A 13,727-nucleotide genomic window follows, 5' to 3' on the forward strand; every position below is an offset into this window, starting at 1 on the left:
AGCCTGAGGCCATGACCGAACCTCGCCTGAAAGCCCGGCTGCTGGTGCAGGCCATCCTGCGTCGCTACGACCTGGAAGCGATCCCCGCCTATATCCGGCGCAAGGGCGATCCCGATTCCGGCACGGTGCTGCTGAAGATTGCGCTCGGACCGCGAGAGGCCCTGCTGTTAAGCCAGGCGCGCGATGCCGAAGGCCGGCCCGGCTGGCTGCGTCAGGGTGGTGGCGCGATTGCAGAGGCCGATGCCGAGGCGGCTATCGAGAAGGCCGTGAAACGCGATCCCGATGTCTATGTGATCGAAGTGGAAGACGGCAAAGGCCGCATCTTCGTCGAAGGGCCGCTGCTGTAACTAGGCGACCTTTTCAATGCTGCCCGCAGCAACGCGCGCGGTAGCAAACACCTGCCCGATCCCGACCAGCACCGGTTGTTCGACACCCATCCGCAACAGCGCATCGCCAAGCTCCGAGAGTAGCCCGGTCCAGCGCACCTCATCGCGGCGCGACACGGCGCTGACAGCCACCACCGGCGTCGACGCCGGCAGGCCCTCCCGCATCAGGCGCGCCGCAAAGGCGCCGCCGGTGCGACCGCCCATATAGACCATCAGCGACGTTTCCGCGTCCGCCAACCCACGCCAGTCAAGGTCGTCGGGCAGCGCGCCCTGTCGCGAATGACCGGTGACGAAGCGTACCGAATGCGCCGTATCGCGATGGGTGAGCGACACGCCGAGGCTGCTGGCCGCAGCCAGCGCCGCCGTAATGCCAGGGACGACAGCGACCGGAATACCGGCGGACTCTAACGCTGCAATCTCCTCGCCGGCACGGCCGAACACCATCGGATCGCCGGACTTCAACCGCACGACGCGTTTGCCCTGGCGTGCCAGCTTGATCATCAGCGCGTTGATGTCTTCCTGTTGGCAACTCACCCGGCCGCCGCGCTTGCCCACCATCATGCGCCTGGCCTCGCGGCGCGCGAGTTCCAGCACTTCATCCGATACCAGATCGTCGAACAGGATCACATCGGCCGATTGCAGCGCGCGCATCGCTTTCAGCGTCAGCAGTTCGGCATCGCCCGGACCGGCACCCACCAGCGTGACATGGCCGCCTGCAGATTTCATCGGTGCGATCTCGATATCGGTCGGCACGGTCGGTTCGATAAAGGCACGCTCAGCAAAGCGTTCCCAGAAAGCGCGGCGCAGACCGCCAGCCGGCAGCCGTTCGGCCATCTTCTTGCGAATGCGTTTGGCCACCGACGCCCAGGCGCCGAGCGAGGCCGGCAGCAGCGTTTCGATGCGACGGCGGATCGCCTGCGCCAGAATGGGCGCCGCACCATCGGTGGAAATGCCGATCACCACCGGTGAGCGGTTGACGATAGCGCCGAATTGCACGTCGCAATGATCCGGCTTGTCGATGGCCGAGCAGATCGCACCGGCCGCTTTCGCCGCCGCACGGAACGCAGCGGCCTCGGCCGCATCCGCCGCATCAATCACGACCAGCGTGGCGCCGGTCAGATCCTCGGCCCGCCAGCCGCGTGCGATACACACCACATCCGCGCCGGCCGCCGCCAGAAGTTCCGCCTTCCAGGCGGCAGCCGGCGTATCGCCAACCACAACGACGCGCCTGCCCTGCAGGTCGAGAAAGACCGGCAGTTTGGCAAGCGGACCGATGCGCTGCGGTGCAGGCAGAATGCTGCGGGTTTCCGTCATGTCATGCCGCTTTGACAGCGGGGACGGCCGGCCAGGATAGCTGGATGCGGCCATCCTGCAGCCGCACCGCGATGGTCCGGGTGCAACCTTGGTCGGCGCCCTGAGCTTCGCCGGTTTTCAGACTGATCACCCAGTTATGTAAAGGGCAGGTCACGGACTCGCCCTGAACGATGCCCTGCGACAGCGGCCCGCCCTTATGCGGGCATTTGTCGTCAAGCGCGAAGACCTGATCGTCCATGGTGCGGAAGATGGCGATATCGCCACGCGCAGTCTTCACCACGCGCGCGCCGCGCTTCGGGATATCGTCCAGCCTGCCGATCTCGAGCCAGTCGGTGGTGTTCATCGCAATACTCCTCATTCAGCCGCGCTGGCCAGCCGCAGATCGGCCAGCGGCTTGAATTCATGCCCGAAGGCACCGTTGACGCGCTCGGCCCAGGGATCGATCTGCGCGAACTTCTGCGCATGTACGAAGCGGGCGAACAGGGCGCGGCGGCGCTCGTGGTCCTCGACGATCTGTTTTTTCACCGTGTCGAGGCCGACGCGGTGCAGCCATTTGTGGATGCGGTCGAGGTAATGCGCCTGCTCGCGATAGAGCTGCATAAGGGCACCGGTATATTCCAGCACCTCTTCCTCGGTCTCCAGCCTGCATAACAGAACCGTGGCTTTCACCTCCATCCCGGCGGCGCCGCCGATATGAAACTCGTAGCCAGAGTCGATGCAGACGATGCCGATGTCTTTCACTGTCGCTTCGGCGCAATTGCGCGGACAGCCTGAGACCGCGAGTTTCACCTTGTGCGGCGTCCAACTGCCCCAGGTGAATTTCTCCAGTTTGATGCCGAGCCCGGTCGAATCCTGCGTACCGAAACGGCACCATTCGCTGCCGACACAGGTTTTCACCGTGCGCAAACCCTTGGCATAGGCATGGCCCGAAACCATGCCGGCGGCATTGAGATCGGCCCAGACGCCGGGCAGGTCTTCCTTCTTCACGCCCAGCAGGTCGATACGCTGCCCGCCGGTCACCTTTACAGAAGGGATATTGAACTTGTCGGCCACGTCGGCGATGGCGCGCAGTTCGGCGGCGCTGGTCATGCCGCCCCACATGCGCGGGATCACCGAATAGGTGCCGTCCTTCTGGATGTTGGCATGCGCGCGTTCGTTGATATAACGCGACTGGTTGTCGTCGACATAGTCACCGGGCCAGGTGGCGAGCAGATAGTAGTTCAGCGCCGGGCGGCATTTGCTGCAGCCGCAGGAGGTTTTCCACTCCAGCTCCTGCATCACCGCCGGGATCGACTTCAGCTCCTTGGCCACGATCAGCCGGCGGATATCGTCATGGCCGAGATCGGTACAGCCGCAGGCCGCCTTGCTGGTCTTCGGCGCGTAAGAGTCGCCGAGCGTAAGCCCGATCAGCTTCTCGACCAGGCCGGTGCAGGAACCGCAGGAAGCGGAGGCTTTGGTAACAGCGCGCACTTCCTCAAGGTTGGTCAGGCCATTGGCCGTGATCGCGCCGGTGATCTTGCCCTTGCACACGCCGTTGCAGCCGCAGATCTCCGCGTCATCCGGCAAGGCGGCGATGGCCGCCATCGGATCCAGCTTGGCGCCACCGGCATAACCCTGCCCGTAGATCAGCGTCTGGCGCATCTCGGTGATGTCGGCGCCTTCGCGCAGCAATTGGAAGAACCAGGCGCCGTCTTCCACATCGCCGTAAAGCACGGTGCCGATGATCTTGCCATCCTGCAGCACCAGCCGCTTGTAGACGCCGCGGGCGGCATCGCGCAGCACAATCTCCTCGCGATCCTTCGCCTCGGCGAAATCTCCGGCCGAGAACAGGCTGATGCCGGTGACCTTCAGCTTGGTGGCGGTGACCGAGCCGTTATAGGCGGCCGGTTCGTCGATCAGCGTTTTGGCCAGCACGCCGGCCATCTCGTAAAGCGGCGCGACCAGACCATAGGTGGCACCGCGGTGCTCGACGCATTCGCCCAGAGAGAAAATGTCGGGATCGGACGTACGCATCTGGTCATCGACCACGATGCCGCGGTTCACTGTCAGACCGGCTTCCTTGCCGAGCCAGCCATTCGGCCGGATACCGACCGCCATCACCACCAGCGCGGCCGGAATCACCGTGCCGTCTTCCAGTTGCACGCCTTCGACGCGATTGCTGCCGAGAATCGCCTTGGTATTGGCGCCGGTGATCACCTTGATGCCGCGGCTCTCGATTTCCTTCTTCAGCAGATAGCCGGCATTGGCATCCAGCTGGCGCTCCATCAGCGTCGGCATCAGATGCACGACAGTGACATCCATGCCCTGTTCGGCCAAACCCGCAGCGGCTTCCAGCCCGAGCAGCCCGCCGCCGATCACTACCGCATTGCCGCGCGCTTTCGACGCCAGGATCATCGCATCGACATCGTCGAGATCGCGGTAGCTCAGCACACCGGGCAGATTATGGCCCGGCACCGGAATGATGAAAGGCACCGAGCCGGTGGCGATCACCAGCTTGTCGTAGCTTTCGACCAGGCCGTTGTCGGTGCTGATGGTTTTGGCTGCGCGGTCGATGCCGACCACCTTGGTGCCCTTGTGCAGGGTAATGCCGTTCTTGATGTACCAGCCGTCGCCATGAATAACGATCTGCTCGTAGTTCTTCTCACCCGACAGCACCGGCGACAGCATGATGCGGTCGTAGTTCACACGTGGCTCGGCATTGAAGATGGTGATGTCGTAGCGGCCCGGCGCTTTCTCCAGCAGATGCTCCAGCATCCGCCCCGGTGCCATGCCATTACCGACGATGAGTAATCTCTCAGCCACTGCTCTTACTCCCCACTGCGTCGCGACCGGCGACGTCCTCCCATGCTATGGTCCGATCCGTCGGTGCGGCGGCCGTACTGACATCTGCGTGCGCCACCGGCCGCGCCGAGGACACGTAAGACCCGTCGAAGAACAGATCGGCGCCCATCGGGATCGGCGCGCTGGCCTGCGCCAGCGTCCAGGGACCGGCATGCAGGCCCTCCGGCTTGCGGTCGATCAGCGGAAACGGCTTGCCGAGTGCGGCGGCTGCCTCGCGGTAGAGATCCGTGCGGTAGACGCAGTCCGCGACCGCCGCGATATCGGTGGCGGGATCGATCAGCTTCCAGCGCCGCATCTCGGTCAAGTACCAGTCGGCCTGGCTGCGCCAGGGGAAGTTTGCGCTGTAGCGGCCGAAGACGAAGAAATCCGGTATCTGCTCCGGGCTGACATCGAGGCCGTAACGCAGCATGCCGAGCATGCCGAGGCGGATCGCTTCAACTGCTTCCGGCCCGATATAGTCGGGCTTGGCCATGATCTCGACGCCTTCCAGACGGTTCTCCGGCCGGTCGAGCCATGCGGCAGCCTCAAGCAGCGCCATCAGCATCTGTTTGTGAGTGAGCGGGTTGCGCTCGACCCAGTCGCGATTGGTGCCGATCACCTTTTCGATGCGGTTGTTCCAGATTTCATAGCCGGTGATCAGGATGCGGCCGACGCCGCGCAGCACAGCGAGCGAATTCCACGGATCGCCGACGCAGAAGCCGTCGATCTCGCCGAGTGCCAGGCGATCCGTCATCTGCGGCGGCGGCACGATCACCAGCTGCACGTCGCGATCCGGATCGATGCCGGCCGAAGCCAGCCAGTAGCGCAGCTGGATCTGGTGCGAGGAATAGTTGAACACGGTGGCGAAGGTGAGCTGCGGCCGTCCCGCCTTGCGGTCGGCGGCGATCAGGCGGCGCAGGGCATTGCCGGCTTCGTGACGATCCTGCACCAGTGCCGGCTCGGCATCGGCCAGACGGTTCCACAGGCGCGTCGAGATGGTGACGGCATTGCCGTTCAGGTTGAGCGCAAACGACGTGATCTGCTGCTGTTTCCAGCCGCCGGCGCCCAGCGTGGCAGCGAGCGGCATCGGTGCCAGCATGTGGGCTGCATCCAGCGCACCGAGCGCCACCTTGTCGCGCAGGTTGGCCCAGCTGGGTTCGCGCTGCAGCGTGACGTCGAGCCCATGCCGTTCGAAGAAGCCCTTCTCCTTCGCCACGATCAGCGGCGCGCAGTCGGTCAGTGCGATGAAACCGATCCGCATGGCCGTGAGCGTCGTGGTCTGCATGCACTGGTCCTTCCGCCTGCTGCGGCCAATAAAAAAGCGTCCCTCGACATCGGCCCTGTGAAGAGGCCACATCGCGGGACGCCATTGTCCGGTCCGGGACCGGTCGCCTCTGAGACAAGCCTGGGGAGGCCCTGCTTGGAGGATCCGGTCGATCCCGCTGCGCCATTGCAGCGGGAAGCTCGATCTTTAATTAGCAGGAAGTGTGCCAGCCTCTGGCTGCACAGATAGTCGGAAAAACCGCGGCAGCTTCACTGCACTGCACAAATTTCAGGCGGATGCCGCGGCGGACTGCCTACTTCTTCTTCAGCACGTCGGCAAAGGCGAGCAGCGCCTCCGCCACCTCGACCAGACGCTGCTGGCGATCCATCGCCAGCTTGCGCAGGGCGGCATGCGCCTCATCTTCGCTGAGCTGGCGTTCGCGCATGAGAAGCCCCTTGGCGCGCTCGATCAGCTTGCGCTCCGACAGCGTCGCCTTGGTCTTTTTCAGCTCGTCGCGCAGCGCCTGGAATTCGCGGAAGCGCGCAACGGCAACATCGATGACCGGCTTCACCCGCTTCGGATTCATACCGTCGATCACATAGGCGGAAACCCCGGCCTGCATGGCGTCGCGGATCATGCCGTCGTCGGATTCATCGACGAACATCACGATCGGACGCGGCTGGTCGGCGTTGATCTGGCGCATGCTGTCGATGGTGTCGCGCGACGGGCTTTCCATGTCGACGATGATCACGTCGGGCGCGATCTCCTGCACACGCTTGGCCGAGACCTCGCCGGGCGTCAGCTGCGCCACCAGCGTATAGCCCTCGCCCTGCAGCGCCGCGGCCAGCACGACGGCGCGATCGGGATTTTCGTCGATCAGAAGCAGGCGAATGGTAGGGGTGGCGACGGACATCAGCATTGGGTACCGGACGGGAACTGGTCCCTGTCACGTAGCAAGATGCGTACCGGATCGAATGAAGGGAGGTTTAGTGGTGGCTGGAGGCGGATTTGAACCGCCGACCCAGGGCTTATGAGTCCCTTGCTCTACCAACTGAGCTATCCAGCCACACTAAAGACCCCGGGAAGCCCGGGAGGCGCATGAAATACGGGGCCGGCCCGATTCTGTCAAGCGGGCCGCAAGCCCTTGTTTTCAGGCCGCTAATCCGGCGCCTTCAACGCCCTCGGCACGCGCGATCCAGCCGCCGCCGAGCAGGCGGTCGCCGGCGTAGACCACACCGGCCTGACCGGGTGCGACGCCGTATTCGGCCGAATAGAGTTCAAGGCGGGCGGTCGCCTTTTCGCTGGCCGCGAAAATCCGCGCCGCGACCGCCGGCTGCGCCGACCGCAGCTTCACGGTCACATCCAGTCCTTCAGCCGGGATCGGGCCCGACAGCCAGTTCAGTTCACGCAGGGCCACGACCTTGCGCGCCAGCGCCTCGCGCGGGCCGACCACGACGCGGCGCGTGGCGGCATCGAGCCTCACCACGTAAAGCGGTTCGGCGGCGGCGATACCAAGCCCCTTGCGCTGACCGACCGTGAAATGGATCACGCCGTCATGCTTGCCCAGCACGCTGCCGTCGACATGCAGGATCTCGCCCGGCTCGGCCGCTTCGGGCCGCAGCTTGCTGACCACCGACGCATAGTCGCCATTGGGCACGAAGCAGATATCCTGGCTGTCCGGCTTGTCGGCGACGATGAGCCCGAATTCTTCCGCCAGCTTGCGCACGTCGGGCTTTTCCAGATGGCCCAGCGGGAAGCGCAGGAAATCGAGCTGCTCCTGCGTCGTGGTGTAGAGGAAATAGCTCTGGTCGCGGCGCGGATCGCTGCCGCGCAGCAACTGCCCGCGGCCATCCTCACCGACCACGCGCTGCACATAATGGCCGGTGGCGAGGCAGTCGGCCTCGAGATCGCGCGCGGTCTCCAGCAGGTCGCGGAACTTGACGCGCTGGTTGCAGCGGATGCAGGGGATCGGCGTCTCGCCACGCACATATGAGTCGGCGAATTCGTCGATCACCGCTTGGCGGAAGCGGCTTTCGTAATCCAGCACGTAATGCGGAATGTTCAGCCGCTCGGACACCATGCGCGCGTCGTGGATATCCTGGCCGGCGCAGCAGGCGCCTTTTTTCGCAATCGCCGCGCCGTGGTCATAGAGCTGCAGCGTAATGCCGATGACGTCATAGCCCTGGCGCTTGAGCAGCCCGGCGACCACGGAGGAATCGACCCCGCCCGACATGGCGACGACCACGCGCGTGTCCGCCGGGGCTTTGGCAAAGCCCAGCGAATTGACGGCAGTGGTGGCGGTCGTGGCGGTCATTGATCTGCGGCGTTTTGGCGTGCGGGCGGAATATAACGGCCGTTCCGCCCATAACAAGTTGAGAGTCCAACATAACTCCGGCCTTAAAGGAGCGTCTGGCCGATCTTGGGAGCGTCCTGGAGCGGCTTACAGCGTGCTTATTTCATCTTATAGGATGCTTATATTGGCTTATTTAGTGCTTATTTTAAGCGGACTTAGCGGTTTCGCGTGTTTTTCGACTGCTGGTTTTCGGAGTTTGAACATACATCTGTATGCGGTGGTGGGCCGCCGCGAGAATGCCTCGACAGGCGGTCCGTCTTATGAGAACATATCACGAACTCGACATTCCGGCAAGCGGAGGACGCGCCACATGTCAGCCCTGCCCTGCAAGCACCTTTCGGTCTCGATCCCGCAGCCCTTCGAGCTGGTGAATGCCTTTCTGGCCGATCCGGAGAACTGGAAGCACTGGGCCAGCGGGCTTGGCGCGATGCAGTTCGATGCGGCGACCGGCGCCTGGACCGCGCAACAGGACGGCGTCGGCCTGGTGACAATTGTATTCACCCCGCCGAACGCCTTCGGGATTCTGGACCACCGCGTGACCTTGCCCGATGGCAGCGTGGTGATCGTGCCGATGCGCGCGATTGCGAATGGCGACAGCACCGAAGTGATCTTCACGCTGTTCCGCCAGCCCGGCATGGATGACGCGACGCGGACGCGGGATGAGGAGTGGGTGAAGAGGGATTTGGAGAAGTTGAAGCGGCAGTTTTAGCTGCGGCACCAAACCACCCAAAGACCGTCATCCTCGGGCTTGACCCGAGGATCCATTCCCCTTCCGGCGCGGCCATGACCAGGCAGCAATGGAGATGGATGCCCGGGACAAGCCCAGGCATGACGATTGTGGGTAGCTGCCCGGCATCAGTGCCGCCACATGCCAGCCTCCCATCATCCCAGCCGGCCCAGCCTGCACAATAATAATCCTTGCGTCCGGAAGTATATCGGCATATATCCGGCCGCATGCCCAAGGATGACCCCGCCTTTTCCGCTCTGCTGCGGCTGTTTCGCAGCGCTGCCTGGCTCGACGCCCGCTTCAGCCCCGAGCTGGGGTCCGTGCATGGCCTGGCGCTGAACGAGCTGCTGTTCCTGCTGCAGCTGTCGCGCGCGCCGCTGCAGCGGCTGCGCCGCGTCGATCTTGCCAACCGGCTGCATACCAGCCAGTCCACCATCACGCGCATGGCCCTGCCGCTGGAAAAGTCCGGCCTGGTGAAGCGCGAGGCCGATCCGCGCGATGCCCGTGTGGCCTATGTGACGCTGACCCGGACCGGCCGCACGCGCATTGCCGAAGCCGAAGCCACATTCCGTCGCATGGCGACCGATCTATTCAGAGCCGGCTGGAGCGACAGGGACATCGCACAGCTGTCCTCCCTGCTCGGCCGCTTCACCGCCATACTGCCCGGCGACATCACTGAATAGAAATACGAAAAAGGACCAGGATCATGAAACTCATGCCAGACCAGGTGGCCGTCATCACCGGCGGCGCCAGCGGCATCGGCAAGGCGCTGGCCCGCGCGCTGGCCGGGCGCGGGCTGCATCTCGCGCTGCTGGATGTCGAACAGCCGGCGCTGGATGCGACGGCTGAACAGTTGCGCGCCGAGGGTGCGAAAGTCGAGGCGCTGGTCTGCGATGTCAGCGATGCGGAGGCCATGCAGGCCGCCGCCAGCGAAATCCTGTCGCGCTGCAATCGCATCGATCTGCTGGTCAACAATGCCGGCGTCGGTGGCTCGCTCGGGCCGCAATGGCTGAGCCAGCCGCAGGACTGGCAATGGGTGTTCAACGTCAATGTCTTCGGCGTCGCCAACGGCATCCGCGCCTTCGTGCCGGCCATGCTGATGCAGCCGGGCCGACCCGCGCATGTGGTCAACACCTCGTCGGTAGCGGGCGTCACCTCGCCGCCTTTCCTGTCGCCCTATGTGGCCGCCAAGCATGCCGTGGTCGGTATGTCGGAATCGCTGGCCACCGAATTGCAGTATATGGCGCCGCATATCCGCGTTTCGGTCGTCTGTCCGGGCGGCGTGCAGAGTCAGATCATGCACTCGGAGCGCAACCGCCCGGCAGACCTCACCGTTATCTCGCGCACACCGCCTGAGATGCGCGACAGGATCAAGGCCGCTTTCGAGAAGCTGATGGCCGACCCGATGCCGGCCGACAGGCTGGCGCAGATCGTACTGGCCGGGGTCGAACGCGACGAACCGCTGATCGTCACCCACGCCGATCATGCGCCTGAAGTTCTGGCACGGGCCGAACGGGTGGCGGCTGCAGCAAAGGCAGCAGCGTAACGGCTGGACAGCAGATCGCCATCCTCGGGCCTGTCCTGAGGATGGTGGTTTACAGGGTAGCGGCGATTGTGGCTCGTTGTGCTCGCCGCAATTACGCCACCCTCTTCCCACCCTTCTTCAATATCTCCGCCAGCGCTGACACCTTCGCCTGCGGCTGGTCCCTGCGCCACACCAAGAGCGTCTTCGCGCGCTGGAACGGCGCCGGCAGTTTGTGTTCGCGCAGCTTGCTGCGCCCGACATAGCCCTCCAGCACGCTGCGCGGCATCAGCGCCGATCCCATGCCGGCTGCCACGCAGCCGAGCATCACATGATACGACGCCAGTTCCACCGTGCGCGCGATCTCGCGGCCGCCCTGGCCGAACCAGCGCTCCAGCCGCTCGCGATGCGGACAGCCGGGATGGAACACCAGCACGCTGGCTTCGCCACGGATATCGCCCGGTTTTTTCACCGGCGGATGATCCGCGGCCGTCACCAGCACCAGTTCCTCGTCGAACACCGGCAGGGTGGCGAGGCGCGGCTCACTCACTGGCTCGGTCACCATCGCCGCATCGCTCTCGCCTGCCAGCACTTTCGCCATCAGCTCGCGCGGTGAACCGGTATGCAGTTCGACGCGCACGTCCGGATACTTGCGATGATATTCGGCCAGCGGCCCGGGCAGGCGCACGCCGGCGGTGCTTTCCATCGTGCCCAGTGTGAGCAGGCCGCGCGGCGGCGCGTCAGTCTGCAATGCCGCGCGCGCTTCTTCGGCCAGCGCCAGCAGGCGATGCGCATAGTCCAGCAAGGTGCGGCCGGCTGGCGTGATCTGCAGCCGCTTGCCCGCACGCGTGAACAGCGGCGTGCCGAGATCCTCTTCCAATTTCTGGATGCGCGCCGTCACATTCGACTGCACGCGATGCAGCTTGTTGGCGGCGGCCGTGACGCCGCCAGCTTCTACAACTGTACGAAAGACATGCAGGTCGGTCAGGTCCATGGATATATCTCGTTTTGAGATTATATTGATCAGTATTATTCATTTTACGGGATATATGGCGGGATGCAAGATGGCGCGCATCGCCTCCCCAGGCATCGACATCCCAACAAGAAACGAGCCCCGCCATGATCCTTGTCGCCTTCCGCAGCCGCCTGCGGCCCGAAGCCACCGACGCCTACGCCACCATGGCGCAACAGATTGGCCCGCTGGCCATGGCCGTGCCCGGCTATGTCTCGCACAAGGCCTATACCGCCCCCGATGGCGAGCGCGTCACGCTGGTGGAATACGAGTCAGAGGATGCCGTGCGGCTCTGGTCGCGCGACCGCCAGCACGCCTTGGCAAAGAAGGCCGGGCATGCCGAGTTTTTCTCCTGGTTCCGTATCCAGGTCTGCCAGGTGCTGCGCGAGCGCAGCCATGATGCGGCCGACGCGCGCCCGGCTGCACCGGTACGGCCGGCGATCTCGCGCTATTACTGAACGATCCACCGCGCCACGATATAGCCGCCAAGCAGCAGCAGCGATCCGTAGAACACTTTCTTGAAGCCGGTTTCCGACAGGCGGTCGCGCAGCCGGCGGCCGAGGCTCATGCCCAGCAAAGCCGGCAGCACGCAGATGCCCGAGAGCACAAGCAGGTCGACGCTCAGCATGCTGCGTCCGCCGAGGCTGACACCGAGGCCGAGCGTCGAGGCCATGAACAGCATGCCCATCGCCTGCACCAGCTGGTCGCGCGTGAACCCGAGCGCCTGCAGATAGGGTACGCCGGGCACCACGAAGCTGCCGGTCAGGCCGGTGAGCACGCCGTTGAGTCCGCCCACGAGAGGCCCGGCCCAGATTTCGTGGCGCGGCGACAGGCTGAGCGGCGGCCGCAGCAGGCCGAGCAGTGCATAGACCGCCAGCAGAAGCCCGAGCAGCGCGCCGAGCGCCTTCGCATCGACCAGATCGAGCGCCGCGCTGCCGAGCCAGATCGCCACGGCGGCGCAGAGCAGAAACAGCCAGAGCCGTTTCAGCAGCATCCTGAAATGGCCGCCGGTGAAGGCCTGCCACAGGTTGGTGACCACATTCGGCGCCAGCAGCAGGATCATCGCCAGTTTGATATCCATCGTGGCCGCCAGCAGCCCGAGCGAGATGCTGGGCAGGCCAAGCCCGATGGTGCCCTTCACTGTGCCGGCCAACAGGAAGACTGCGCCGACCCAAAGCAGCAGCACGGGCTCGAACGGCAAGGCGACGGGGAAAGACATATCGGGGAAACTCCGGTGTTTTTTGATTCTGTACAGGCCGGAGTATGGCAGGCGGTGGGCGGCGAATGCTTCGGCGGTGGCCGAAGTATTTGGCTGAGAAAATGGGACCCTCGGGTCAAGCCCGAGGGTGACGTATATTAGAACTCGTCGTCCCCGCGAAAGCGGGGACCCAGTCGAGCCGTTGTTCTGGGTCCCCGCTTTCGCGGGGACGACGATGTTAGCTAAGCCACAGCAGCGCCAGCGCAATCGCGGCCGGTACGGTCTGGATATAGAGAATCTTCTTCGCCGCCGTCGCTGCGCCATACACGCCGGCCACCGCCACGCAGACCAGGAAGAAGCTCTTGATATGCAGCGCGGCGGGTTCTGCCGGATACAGCAGGCCGAAGATCAGTCCTGCCGTAAGGAAACCGTTATAGAGCCCCTGGTTGGCAGCAAGCACTGCCGTGTCGCGCGCTTTCTCGGGTGTCTGGCGGAAAGCTTTCAATCCGGCCGGCTGCGTCCAGAGAAACATCTCCAGCACCAGGATCCAGACATGCAGAACTGCCACCAGCGCAACGGCGATAGTCGCGATCAGACTCATGCGATGCCCCCTTCTCTCGTTTCTTCTTTCTCACCACCCTCACCCTCCCGCTTCGCGGGCGCCCATTGCGGGTCGAGGGTCTTACTTACTCTCCGGCCTTCGCCGCCTGCACCGTCGGATGCTGCGCCACCGCGTCGAGCGCGCGAGCGGAATAGACCAGCGCCGCACCGGCGCTGATCGAGATCGCCACGTTGCAGGCCTCGGCGATCTCGTCCTTCGTCGCGCCATGGCGGATCGCCGCGTCGGTATGCACGGTGATGCAACCGTCGCAGCGCAGGGCCACGCCGACCGCAATCGACATCAGTTCGCGCGTTTTCGCATCGAGATGGCCGCTGTCCTTATAGGCGGTGGCGATGGTGCGATAGCCGTCCATCGTGCCGGGGCTGAGCTTGCCCAGGTCGCCCATCGTGGTTTTGAGCTGGCGGCGGTAGTCGTTCCAGTCGAGCATCATGGCCTTCTCCCCGGTGTGATGTTAGAACGAACGCTCGGCCGGCGCCGTTGCACTGTCAACCATTCCGCAGGGAAAGCTG

General features: G+C 64.3%; 15 protein-coding genes and 1 tRNA gene. 5 read left to right on the forward strand and 11 right to left on the reverse strand.

All coding sequences use genetic code 11. From position 1 onward, the window contains the following. Positions 1-11 precede the first annotated feature (11 nt). Positions 12-347, forward strand: a complete 336-nt coding sequence (locus tag CTR53_RS03685; RefSeq protein ID WP_290809448.1) for a DUF1491 family protein — start codon at positions 12-14, stop codon at positions 345-347. Here CTR53_RS03685 and cysG read toward each other — a convergent pair whose 3' ends face one another. The 7 genes from cysG to mnmA form a co-directional block, all read right to left on the reverse strand. After that, positions 348-1,700, reverse strand: coding sequence for a siroheme synthase CysG (cysG, locus tag CTR53_RS03690; RefSeq protein ID WP_290809449.1), 1,353 nt, complete (start codon positions 1,698-1,700; stop codon positions 348-350). It lies immediately after the preceding gene. 1 nt (position 1,701) lies between these two features. Beyond that, entirely contained in the window at positions 1,702-2,043 is a 342-nt protein-coding gene (gene nirD / locus CTR53_RS03695; protein WP_290809450.1) for a nitrite reductase small subunit NirD, read from the reverse strand. A gap of 11 nt (positions 2,044-2,054) precedes the next feature. Beyond that, complete coding sequence (gene nirB, locus CTR53_RS03700; RefSeq protein WP_290809451.1) at positions 2,055-4,502, reverse strand: nitrite reductase large subunit NirB; 2,448 nt, start codon at positions 4,500-4,502, stop codon at positions 2,055-2,057. Further along, the gene (locus tag CTR53_RS03705) at positions 4,495-5,805 is read right to left on the reverse strand and encodes a CmpA/NrtA family ABC transporter substrate-binding protein (RefSeq protein ID WP_290809452.1); all 1,311 of its coding nucleotides are present in this window, start codon (positions 5,803-5,805) and stop codon (positions 4,495-4,497) included. Before CTR53_RS03705 ends, nirB begins: the two co-directional genes overlap by 8 nt. 292 nt (positions 5,806-6,097) lie before the next feature. Next, a complete protein-coding gene (locus CTR53_RS03710) occupies positions 6,098-6,697 on the reverse strand; it encodes an ANTAR domain-containing response regulator (RefSeq protein WP_290809453.1) in 600 nt (199 codons plus the stop codon). A gap of 77 nt (positions 6,698-6,774) precedes the next feature. Next, positions 6,775-6,850: transfer RNA gene (locus CTR53_RS03715), tRNA-Met, on the reverse strand. Between the two features lie 84 nt (positions 6,851-6,934). Further along, a complete protein-coding gene (gene mnmA, locus CTR53_RS03720; protein ID WP_290809454.1) occupies positions 6,935-8,098 on the reverse strand; it encodes a tRNA 2-thiouridine(34) synthase MnmA in 1,164 nt (387 codons plus the stop codon). A 349-nt stretch (positions 8,099-8,447) separates the two neighbouring features. Between mnmA and CTR53_RS03725 the strand changes: the two genes are divergently transcribed. The 3 genes from CTR53_RS03725 to CTR53_RS03735 all read left to right on the forward strand — a co-directional run bounded on the left by CTR53_RS03725 (position 8,448) and on the right by CTR53_RS03735 (position 10,410). Beyond that, positions 8,448-8,846: a polyketide cyclase gene (locus tag CTR53_RS03725; protein WP_290809455.1), complete on the forward strand. Its 399-nt coding sequence runs from the start codon at positions 8,448-8,450 to the stop codon at positions 8,844-8,846. A 245-nt stretch (positions 8,847-9,091) separates the two neighbouring features. Beyond that, positions 9,092-9,547 (forward strand): MarR family transcriptional regulator, encoded by a 456-nt coding sequence (locus CTR53_RS03730; protein WP_290809456.1) that lies wholly within the window; start codon positions 9,092-9,094, stop codon positions 9,545-9,547. A 23-nt stretch (positions 9,548-9,570) separates the two neighbouring features. Further along, complete coding sequence (locus tag CTR53_RS03735) at positions 9,571-10,410, forward strand: SDR family NAD(P)-dependent oxidoreductase (protein WP_290809457.1); 840 nt, start codon at positions 9,571-9,573, stop codon at positions 10,408-10,410. Between the two features lie 91 nt (positions 10,411-10,501). On the opposite strand, the gene CTR53_RS03740 is transcribed toward CTR53_RS03735, so the two are convergent. Next, a complete protein-coding gene (locus CTR53_RS03740) occupies positions 10,502-11,380 on the reverse strand; it encodes a LysR family transcriptional regulator (RefSeq protein ID WP_290809458.1) in 879 nt (292 codons plus the stop codon). Between the two features lie 125 nt (positions 11,381-11,505). Here CTR53_RS03740 and CTR53_RS03745 point away from each other — a divergent pair, with 125 nt between their 5' ends. Then, positions 11,506-11,856: an antibiotic biosynthesis monooxygenase gene (locus tag CTR53_RS03745; protein WP_290809459.1), complete on the forward strand. Its 351-nt coding sequence runs from the start codon at positions 11,506-11,508 to the stop codon at positions 11,854-11,856. Here CTR53_RS03745 and CTR53_RS03750 read toward each other — a convergent pair. From CTR53_RS03750 to CTR53_RS03760, 3 genes are all read right to left on the reverse strand, one after another. After that, a complete protein-coding gene (locus CTR53_RS03750; RefSeq protein WP_290809460.1) occupies positions 11,850-12,617 on the reverse strand; it encodes a sulfite exporter TauE/SafE family protein in 768 nt (255 codons plus the stop codon). The genes CTR53_RS03745 and CTR53_RS03750 overlap by 7 nt on opposite strands. Before the next feature lie 217 nt (positions 12,618-12,834). Then, positions 12,835-13,197 (reverse strand): DUF1304 domain-containing protein, encoded by a 363-nt coding sequence (locus CTR53_RS03755; RefSeq protein WP_290809461.1) that lies wholly within the window; start codon positions 13,195-13,197, stop codon positions 12,835-12,837. 85 nt (positions 13,198-13,282) lie between these two features. Continuing rightward, the gene (locus CTR53_RS03760; protein WP_290809697.1) at positions 13,283-13,645 is read right to left on the reverse strand and encodes a carboxymuconolactone decarboxylase family protein; all 363 of its coding nucleotides are present in this window, start codon (positions 13,643-13,645) and stop codon (positions 13,283-13,285) included. Positions 13,646-13,727 lie beyond the last annotated feature (82 nt).

It is taken from the genome of Ferrovibrio sp., assembly GCF_002796975.1.
Taxonomy (GTDB): domain Bacteria; phylum Pseudomonadota; class Alphaproteobacteria; order Ferrovibrionales; family Ferrovibrionaceae; genus Ferrovibrio.

Coding starts and splice junctions, on each gene's coding strand:
- CTR53_RS03685 (WP_290809448.1), top strand. CDS start 12: ATGACCGAACCTCGCCTGAAAGCCCGGCTGCTGGTGCAGGCCATCCTG.
- cysG (WP_290809449.1), bottom strand. CDS start 1,700: ATGACGGAAACCCGCAGCATTCTGCCTGCACCGCAGCGCATCGGTCCG.
- nirD (WP_290809450.1), bottom strand. CDS start 2,043: ATGAACACCACCGACTGGCTCGAGATCGGCAGGCTGGACGATATCCCG.
- CTR53_RS03705 (WP_290809452.1), bottom strand. CDS start 5,805: ATGCAGACCACGACGCTCACGGCCATGCGGATCGGTTTCATCGCACTG.
- CTR53_RS03710 (WP_290809453.1), bottom strand. CDS start 6,697: ATGTCCGTCGCCACCCCTACCATTCGCCTGCTTCTGATCGACGAAAAT.
- mnmA (WP_290809454.1), bottom strand. CDS start 8,098: ATGACCGCCACGACCGCCACCACTGCCGTCAATTCGCTGGGCTTTGCC.
- CTR53_RS03725 (WP_290809455.1), top strand. CDS start 8,448: ATGTCAGCCCTGCCCTGCAAGCACCTTTCGGTCTCGATCCCGCAGCCC.
- CTR53_RS03730 (WP_290809456.1), top strand. CDS start 9,092: ATGCCCAAGGATGACCCCGCCTTTTCCGCTCTGCTGCGGCTGTTTCGC.
- CTR53_RS03735 (WP_290809457.1), top strand. CDS start 9,571: ATGAAACTCATGCCAGACCAGGTGGCCGTCATCACCGGCGGCGCCAGC.
- CTR53_RS03740 (WP_290809458.1), bottom strand. CDS start 11,380: ATGGACCTGACCGACCTGCATGTCTTTCGTACAGTTGTAGAAGCTGGC.
- CTR53_RS03745 (WP_290809459.1), top strand. CDS start 11,506: ATGATCCTTGTCGCCTTCCGCAGCCGCCTGCGGCCCGAAGCCACCGAC.
- CTR53_RS03750 (WP_290809460.1), bottom strand. CDS start 12,617: ATGTCTTTCCCCGTCGCCTTGCCGTTCGAGCCCGTGCTGCTGCTTTGG.
- CTR53_RS03755 (WP_290809461.1), bottom strand. CDS start 13,197: ATGAGTCTGATCGCGACTATCGCCGTTGCGCTGGTGGCAGTTCTGCAT.
- CTR53_RS03760 (WP_290809697.1), bottom strand. CDS start 13,645: ATGCTCGACTGGAACGACTACCGCCGCCAGCTCAAAACCACGATGGGC.